Source organism: Nocardioides sp. (assembly GCF_024509035.1).
Lineage (GTDB): Bacteria > Actinomycetota > Actinomycetes > Propionibacteriales > Nocardioidaceae > Nocardioides.
Window position 1 is genome coordinate 135 of the sequence record NZ_JANINT010000100.1, and the last position, 8018, is coordinate 8152.

The window sequence follows — 8018 nt, forward strand, 5'->3', positions numbered from 1 at the left end:
GGCCGGGTCTACACCCGACATATCGACTGACCCGACCCCGCCGGCCACGGCCCGCGGGGCCACATCCATGCCCGGACGCCCGCCGGTGGTTTCGAGACGGTTGCTGCGCAACCTCCTCAACCATCGTGCTTACGGCGCCGGAGATCGAGCAGCGAGGGCCCCCAGGGCCCGAGCGCTCGTCGAGATCCCCGCAACCCGACCACCCACGACGAGACCTCTGCTCGCCGCCATGCCGACCTTGCCGATGTCTCGATGAGCTCGGCCACGGGCGCCTCCGCATCAACCCCAGAAGATCGGGTCGCCGCTGCCGTCGATGTAGTCGAGGAGGGACTGGACGTTCTTGCTCGGCCCCTTCCGGGAGTACTCGTGGAACTTCAGATTGCGATCCCGCCAATAGATGGCCCACAGGCCGGTCGTCTTCGTGTAACGGAGCCTGGCGATCGGGAAGCGCGTGTGCTCGCCCACGTCGTTCCACGGCGGACGCACCTCGACGATGTCGACGTGACGAGCGGCGACATCGGCTTCGACCTTGACCTGAGGCCACAGATGCTCAGGCACTCGCTCTCGTGCCCACAAGCGGATTCGGTGCAGGTCTGTATCCGGGAGTGCCATCAGTCGTCTGCATCCTGGTTCGCGACGTCCGCGGGCAAGCGGCGCGCCCGCTTCTCTAGAGGGTCCGGAGGTCGTGTCATCCGGTCGAGGTCAACTTCCGCACGACGTACTGGTTCAGGCTCAGCCCGTCCTCCGCAGCGTGGATCGCGAGCTCACGATGGAGGTTCTCCCCAACCCGCAGGTTGAACTTGCCGGAGTAGGTGCGGTCGGCGAAGGGCTCCGGGACCTGCTCTCCCGCGGTCGCCATGTCGGCCACGACCTGGCCGAGCATCTCCTGGAGACCCTGGAGCGCCTCCACCTGTGATCCCGCGAGCCAGGACAAGGACGGGAACTCAGCGCAGGTCGCGACGAACTCGCCGTCCTCAGCCGACCACGAGACGCGGTAGGTGTAGTGCGAGACATCCGGGCGAGTGTCGGTCTGCATCACCTGGCCTCCTTCCTGTCGATCGCCTTGAGCACCTGGCGCACCTGGTACGCCTTCGCTTTGCCTTTGTCGTTCTGGATGTTCACTCGAGGATCTTCCGGCCACGGCGTCTTGACACGGCGTGGGAGGTGCCGGACTGCCGTGGCGTTCCGAAGTAGTGCTCACACACCTTGTGGAGATCGCTGTAGGGGACGTTCTGCTGATTCCGGCGCATCGCAGCGACGAGATCGGTCAGAGACGTCATCCAGAAACGGTACTACCGGCGGTACTACTAGCCAAGGTGCTGACTACCGCTCAGCTCTCGACGTCCGCCTCGGCGACGTCCTGGCCGTCGGGGGTCGTGGGGTGCTCCTCGTTGATCGCCTCGACGGCCTCGGTGAGCTCGACCTCGCTCGCCTGGGGTCGGCGGTCGAGGTGGATGCCGGCGATCATGCAGCGCACGGAGCCGCCGGCGAGCTCGATCGTGGGGATGTCGACGGAGACGATCTCGCACGACTCCTCGATCACGGCGACCTGGTCGGGGCGCAGGCTGCGGCGGGCGCGACCGGACATCGCCATGATGTAGCGGCGCTTGCCCTCGGGGGTGCGGCCGCAGAGCTCGACGGCGTTGCCGGCGAAGTCGCGGATCTGTTGCTCGGTGAGCTCGACGACCGTGCGGCCGTTGACGGTCAGCCGCTCCCGGACCTGCTCGCGGCGCTGCTCGTCGGGGATCATCTCGAGCGCGATCAGCGCGACGTCCGTGCCGACGCAGGCCAGGACGTTGGTGTGGTAGACGGGCACGCCGTCGGAGTCGACCGCCTCGAAGGCCATCGGCTCGTAGCTGAAGTCGCTGCAGAAGCGCTCGAGCACGTGGGTGTCGGCGCGGTGGCTGACCGCCATGTAGGCGACGCGCGAGACGTGGTCGAGCACCATCGCGCCGGTGCCCTCGAGGAAGATGCCGTCGGGCTCGAGGCCGGAGTAGTCGACGATCGTCTGGGTGCGGTAGTCCGACTTCAGCATCTCCAGCACGTCGGCTCGCCGCTCGTGGCGACGGTTGGAGGCGTACATCGGGTAGACGGCGACGTACCCGCCCGCGTGGGTGGAGAGCCAGTTGTTCGGGAACACGCTGTCGGGGCGGGTGTGGTCCTCGTCGCGGAAGACGTGGACGCGTACGCCGGCGTCGCGCAGCGCCTGTGCCAGGGCATCCATCTCGGCCAGGGCCTTGCTCGAGGTCGCGTCCTCGGACTGGCCGGAGGGGATGTCACGCTGGAACGCGTTGTCGGCCGCCGTGGCCGGGTTGGGGACGAACCGCTCGGCGCGGATCAAGATGACGGCGGACGGGGCCTGGGCACTCACGGTCGCCGAATGTAGATCACCACGCCCCGGTCCCCCGAACCCGCCCCGCGCGGGGGCAGGTCAGCCGCTGGCGCTGAGCGCCGCGGGGGCGGCGACCAGGTGCGAGGCGAACCAGTCGTTGGCGAGCTCGCCCACCCGCTCCAGCGAGCTCGGCTCGCTGAACCGGTGCGTGGCACCCGAGACCACCGAGACCCTCGTCGGGCAGTGCATCCGGGCGGCCGCCCAGCGGTTGAGCTCGAGCACCGTCGGGTCGGCGCCACCGACCACCAGGAGCGTCGGCGCGCTCACCCGCCCGAGCGCGGGGCCGGCCAGGTCGGGCCGTCCGCCCCGGCAGACCACGGCGCCGATCATCGGTCCCAGGTCCGCCGCGGACCGCAGCGCGACCGCGGCTCCGGTGCTGGCGCCGACGTAGCCGATCGGCAGCCCGGACAGGCCCGGGTACTCCGCGAGCCACCGCGTCGCGGCGCTGAGCCGGGCAGCCAGCTCGTCGGCACCCAGGACACGGGCGCACGTCGACTCCTCCGCCGGGTTCACCAGGTCCAGCAGCACCGTGGCGAAGCCGGCGCGCGAGAGCCGTCGCGCGACATGCACGTTGCGTGGGCTGTGTCGACTGCTGCCGCTGCCGTGGGCGAACACGACGACGCCGCGTGGCTCGTCCGGGATCCGCAGGGTGGCTGCCAGGATCGCGCCACCCGCCGGGACGCGGACGGTGCGGCCGCCGGGGTCGGAGCCGTTGCCGCGGCCCTGGTCGAGCAGCCTCATCACCTGCTCGTCGGTGGTCGTGCGGAAGTCCTGGTAATGGTCGGCGACCGTCGTGAACTCCTCGGCCGGCATCTCGACGTACACGATCTCGTCCGCGCCCAGTGAGCGGGCCTTGATGCCGGGGGCGATGACCGGCGTGGCGACCACGACGTACGCCGCCCCCACCTCGCGCGCGACCTGGCAGGCGGCCGCGGCGGTCGCGCCCGTGGCGATCCCGTCGTCGACGATCAGCGCGACCCGACCGGTCAGGTCGAGCGGCGAGCGGCCGCTGCGCAGCTGCGTGGCCCGGTCGCGCAGCAGCGCCCGCTCGTGCGCGTCCAGACCGGGCTCGCCGGGGAGGCCGGGCTTGCGCACGACGATGACGTCCAGGGGCGCGCGCAGCTCGTGAGCGACCTCCGCGGCGACCGGAACGCCGCCGCGGGGCAGGCCGAGCACGACCACGTCGGTGCCCGCCAGGTGCGACACCAACGCCGCGAGCCGACGACCGCCGTCGATCCGATCGAGGAACATCTGTGGACACCTCCAGCCCTTGTCCACTCCACGTTCGCCCGGGAGCCCCGGCTCCTGACAGAGCACCACGGCCCAGGGGCCTGGGGACTTCAGCCCCGGGTTTCCGGGGCCTCCGGCGGGAATACCGGGAGTCGATCGGCTCGCGCGTCGCCTCAGCCGTCACCGACCTGCAGCTCGACGCTCGCCCCCTCCTCGACGACCGATCCGGCCGGTGGGAGCGTTCCCGTGACGTAGTGGGGGAAGTCGACAGCGGGCGTCGCCGCCGCGAGCCCGGCCGCGGCCAGCTGGCGGATCGCGGCGGCGTCGGAGACGCCGTAGCGCACGGGCGGGACGGTCACCAGACCGTCCGGCAGGGCGGTCAGCGAGCGCCTCAGTGCTCCCGCGAACGCCCGCGCGTCGGCGCCGCGGTAGCGCAGCTGGAAGGTGACGCCGGCCGCGGGCACGGCGAAGGTCAGCGTGCACCCGCCGGGCGCGGGGTCCGGGCACCGGGCCCGCGAGGAACGCACGTCGAGCTCGCCGATCCGGGAGCGCACCGGCAGCCGTCCCGCGATCATCGCCGCGGTCGCCCGCCCCGATGCCACGACCAGCGACGAGTCGCGGTGCCGGCCGTGCACCGCACACCGGGCCGTGAGCTGCGCCCGGCTGAGGTAGCGCACGGCCTCCCCGTCCGGATGGGCGCAGACCTCGGTGACCGTGTCCCAGTCGTCGGGCACCGCCACGACGACCCCGTTCGCGCCCTGCCACCGGGTCCCGTCCGGAGCCGGCGGGACGCCGACCGTCGACGGGGCGACGGTGGTCGGCGACGCGCTCGGCCGGGCCGAGGGCTCACGGTCCGAGCCGCCGGAGCAGCCGGCCAGCGCCACGGAGGCGGCGAGGACCACGGTCACGACGGCGGGGATGCCCGGGCTCATGGCTGCTGGGACGTGCGCCGCGGCGGCGCGGTTGCGTCGCTGCCGCCGCCCGTCACGACTCGAGCGTGAACCCGACCGAGCGAGCCGTCAGGTCGGCCGTGGTGAGCCGGACCCGGACGTCGGTGCCCAGCGGCAGCGGTCCGCTGCCGACCACCGGCGCCTCGACGTCGGGGTCGTGGATGACCACGACTCCGCGCCGCTCGTCCGACTCGTCGACGTCGACCACCACGCCGTCGAACACCTCGCCCACGCGAGAGCGCAGCACGCCGGCCTCGACGAGGTCGACGACCTGTCGCTCGTAGGAGCGCGACCGCCCCCCGGACGACTGGAGGGTCTTCGGCAGCTCGGGCAGCGCCTCGAGCACCCACGCCGGCACCTCGGTGCCGGCGCACAGCGCGAGACACACCTCGCCGGCGTACCGGTCCCCCAAGCGGCGCAGCGGCGCGGTGACGTGCGCGTACTCGGAGGCGAGCGCGGAGTGCTGGGGGTCCGCGGGCACCTCGCCGTCGAAGGCGACGTAGCCGCTGCCGCGCAGCAGCCGGGTGCAGGCGTTGACCATCGCGGCGTGGCTGGGGATCGCCGGGTCGAGCGAGCGGATGAAGTCGGGGTAGAGCTGCTCGGCCGGCCAGGTGATGCCGAGCGCGCGGGCGGTGCGGTGGAGCCGCTGCACGTCGCGCGGGTCCGGCGGCGGCAACGTCCGCAGCAGCCGACCCGCGCGTAGACCATCAGCGACGCCGCCGCGAACCCGGTCAGCAGGGAGATCTGGGCGTTCCACTCCTCGACCGGCAGCTGCTTGCGGAACTCGAGCCGCCACTGGTCGCCCTCGACGTCGATCTCCTGCTCGGGCAGTGGGAGCGACACCCCACCACGGGCCGCCTCGCGCGCCAGCCGCAGCTCGCCGATCTCCTGGAGCAGCCCGAGGACCGGGGCTCCGGAGCCGTTGTCGATCGCGCGCTGCACCTCCTCGTAGGTGAGCTGCGAGACCGAGCGCACCCGCGCCCGCTCGACGTGGACGTCGGTGCGCCCGCCGTCCGCGTCGAGCCTGATCGTCCACAGCAGGGCCGGACGGACCTGGCCGGGCAGCAGGGACGCGGCGTCCTCGCTGATGCTGCGTGGGTGCAGCGGGATCTTGGAGTCCGCACCGTAGAGCGTCTCGCCGCGACGGTGCGCCTCCAGGTCGACCGGGTCGCCAGGGGTGACGAACGCGGCGACATCGGCGATCGCGTAGTGGACGACGTAGCCGTCGCCCTCGCGCTCGAGGTGCAGCGCCTGATCGAGGTCGAGCGCTCCCGGCGGGTCGATCGTGAGGAGTGGCAGGTCGGTGCGGTCGAGGTCCGGCAGCCGGGGCGCACGCGCCGCCGCGGCCGCGGCCTCCTCGACCTCGGGCGGGAACTCGGCGGTGACCTCGAGGTCCGCCTGGATCTGCGCGATCCCGTCGCGCAGCGCGGCGGCAGCCACCCCGTCGCGGACGGAGCGGACCCGGACGACGCGGCTGCTCGGCATACGGGCACCATAACCACCGTGCTGATGCTGCTACCGCCCAGCGAGGGCAAGGCCGCCGCCCGCCGCGGCCGCGCCCTGGACCTCGAGGGCCTGTCGTTCCCCGCTCTCACCGGCGCTCGTGAGCGCGTGCTGACCGCGCTCGAGGACCTCTGCACGGGCGATCCCGACGTCGCGGCGAAGACCCTGGGCCTGGGCGGCACCCAGCACGACCTGGTCGAGCTCGACGCCCGGCTGCGCACCGCGCCCACCCAGCGCGCCGACCAGGTCTACACCGGCGTGCTCTACGACGCCCTCGACGTCGCGACGCTCTCCCCGGCGGCCAAGCGGCGCGCGGCGACCCGGGTCGCGGTCACCTCCAGCCTGTTCGGGCTGGTGCGCCCCGGGGACCGGATCCCGGCGTACCGGCTCTCCGGCGACACGACGCTCCCGGGCCTCGGCGCCGTCGCGGGCGTCTGGCGCGAGGAGCTCGGGCCGGTGCTCACCGACGCCGTCGGCGGTGGGCTGCTGGTCGACCTGCGCAGCGGGACGTACGTCGCGTTCTGGCGTCCCACCGGCGTGCGCGCGGCGTCGATGCGCGTGCTGCACGAGCACCAGGGCACCCGCAAGGTCGTGAGCCACTTCAACAAGGCCACCAAGGGCCGCATCGTCCGCGCCCTGCTGGAGGCCGGTGCCGACCCGCGCACCCCCGCGCGGCTGGCCGACGCGCTGCGCGACCTCGGCTGGGTCGTGGAGCAGGACGGCGACCGGCTCGACGTGGTGGTCAGCGAGCTGTAGCCGCGCCCCTCAAGACCGGGCCGGTCACCACGTGGTGGCGCCGGAGGCGAAGACGTCGTTGCCGGGCGGCAGCGCGTTGTACATCCGCAGCGACGGCTTGTCGTCGTAGTACGAGATCACCGTCACCGACGCCGGCGTGAGCTCCATGCGGAAGACCGCCTCGAGCGGTGCGTCGACCGCGTGGGCGACCAGCGTCTTGATCGGCGTGACGTGGCTGACGACCACGACGGTCGTGCCGGCGTGCGCGGCGAGCAGACGCTCGAGCCCGGCCAGCACCCGCTCCTGGACGACGCGGAACGACTCCCCGCCGCTCCCCTCGCCGCCGGGCGTGACGTCGAGCGACCCCAGCCACGCCTTCAGCTGGTCGGGGTGGCGCTCCCCCACCTCGGCGAACGTGAGGCCGTCCCACGGCCCGAACTCCATCTCGGCGAAGCCCGGCTCGAGCTGCACCGCGCGGCCGAGCGCCTCGGCGATGATCGCGGCGGACTCCTGCGTGCGCCGCACCGGCGAGGCGACCACGGCGTCGACCCGCTCGGCGATCGGGCCCAGCCAGTCGGCCACCGCCCTGACCTGGGCGCGCCCCTCGTCGCTGAGCCCGGGGTTGGCGCTGGCCAGGCCGCCGGAGAACCGCTTCTCCGCCGTATGGGGCGTGACGCCGTGGCGCACCAGCACCACGGTCGTCGGCTCGCTGCCCGCGCCCCAGCCGCGGGCCTGGCTCTGGATCGACGCCGGGGGTGCCTCGACCTCCTCGATCAGCGAGTCGGGCTCCTGCGCCTCGGCGGCGACGGTGACCCCGCTGCGCTTGCCGTCGAGGGCCTCGTTGGCGAGCCGGTCGGCGTGGGAGTTCTGCGCGCGTGGCACCCAGGTGTACGTCGTGCCGAGGGGCGCCAGCCGGGCGGCCTCGCTGGCCAGGGGCCGCATGTCGGGGTGCTTGATCTTCCAGCGTCCCGACATCTGCTCGACAACGAGCTTGGAGTCCATGCGGACCTCGATGTCGGCGTCCGGTGCGTAGCGCTCGGCCAGCCGCAGCCCGGCGATCAGCCCGGAGTACTCCGCGACGTTGTTGGAGGCCACGCCGATCGTGGTGCCCTCCTCGGCGATCACCGCGCCCGTGTCGGCGTCGCGCAGGACCGCGCCGTACGCCGCCGGGCCGGGGTTGCCGCGCGACCCGCCGTCGGCCTCGATGA

General features: G+C 73.0%; 8 protein-coding genes and 1 pseudogene. 1 reads left to right on the forward strand and 8 read right to left on the reverse strand.

The window, feature by feature from the left end:
- Nucleotides 1–279 precede the first annotated feature (279 nt).
- From Q0L15_RS08365 to Q0L15_RS08395, 7 genes and pseudogenes are all read right to left on the reverse strand, one after another.
- Nucleotides 280–558 (reverse strand): DUF3024 domain-containing protein, encoded by a 279-nt coding sequence (locus Q0L15_RS08365; RefSeq protein ID WP_296603587.1) that lies wholly within the window; start codon nucleotides 556–558, stop codon nucleotides 280–282.
- A 130-nt stretch (nucleotides 559–688) separates the two neighbouring features.
- Nucleotides 689–1036: a type II toxin-antitoxin system HicB family antitoxin gene (locus tag Q0L15_RS08370; protein ID WP_296603588.1), complete on the reverse strand. Its 348-nt coding sequence runs from the start codon at nucleotides 1034–1036 to the stop codon at nucleotides 689–691.
- Between the two features lie 294 nt (nucleotides 1037–1330).
- Nucleotides 1331–2371 carry a citrulline utilization hydrolase CtlX gene (gene ctlX / locus Q0L15_RS08375; RefSeq protein ID WP_296603589.1) on the reverse strand — a complete coding sequence of 347 codons (1041 nt, stop codon included), beginning with the start codon at nucleotides 2369–2371 and terminating at the stop codon, nucleotides 1331–1333.
- 60 nt (nucleotides 2372–2431) lie between these two features.
- The gene (locus Q0L15_RS08380; protein ID WP_296603590.1) at nucleotides 2432–3643 is read right to left on the reverse strand and encodes a phosphoribosyltransferase family protein; all 1212 of its coding nucleotides are present in this window, start codon (nucleotides 3641–3643) and stop codon (nucleotides 2432–2434) included.
- A gap of 152 nt (nucleotides 3644–3795) precedes the next feature.
- Complete coding sequence (locus Q0L15_RS08385; RefSeq protein ID WP_296603591.1) at nucleotides 3796–4554, reverse strand: hypothetical protein; 759 nt, start codon at nucleotides 4552–4554, stop codon at nucleotides 3796–3798.
- Nucleotides 4555–4606: 52 nt separating this feature from the next.
- Nucleotides 4607–5224, reverse strand: coding sequence for a hypothetical protein (locus Q0L15_RS08390; protein WP_296603593.1), 618 nt, complete (start codon nucleotides 5222–5224; stop codon nucleotides 4607–4609).
- A gap of 119 nt (nucleotides 5225–5343) precedes the next feature.
- Nucleotides 5344–5895 (reverse strand): annotated as a pseudogene (locus tag Q0L15_RS08395) (RNB domain-containing ribonuclease); the annotation flags it as partial.
- Here Q0L15_RS08395 and yaaA point away from each other — a divergent pair.
- On the forward strand, nucleotides 5782–6831 hold the full coding sequence (gene yaaA, locus Q0L15_RS08400; protein WP_296603595.1) for a peroxide stress protein YaaA: 1050 nt from the start codon (nucleotides 5782–5784) through the stop codon (nucleotides 6829–6831). The pseudogene Q0L15_RS08395 and the gene yaaA overlap by 114 nt on opposite strands.
- A gap of 24 nt (nucleotides 6832–6855) precedes the next feature.
- Here the strand turns inward: yaaA and Q0L15_RS08405 are convergent, their stop codons facing one another.
- The gene (locus tag Q0L15_RS08405) at nucleotides 6856–8016 is read right to left on the reverse strand and encodes a bifunctional RNase H/acid phosphatase (protein ID WP_296603596.1); all 1161 of its coding nucleotides are present in this window, start codon (nucleotides 8014–8016) and stop codon (nucleotides 6856–6858) included.
- Between the last annotated feature and the right edge of the window lie 2 nt (nucleotides 8017–8018).

Coding starts and splice junctions, on each gene's coding strand:
- Q0L15_RS08370 (WP_296603588.1), bottom strand. CDS start 1,036: ATGCAGACCGACACTCGCCCGGATGTCTCGCACTACACCTACCGCGTC.
- Q0L15_RS08380 (WP_296603590.1), bottom strand. CDS start 3,643: ATGTTCCTCGATCGGATCGACGGCGGTCGTCGGCTCGCGGCGTTGGTG.
- Q0L15_RS08385 (WP_296603591.1), bottom strand. CDS start 4,554: ATGAGCCCGGGCATCCCCGCCGTCGTGACCGTGGTCCTCGCCGCCTCC.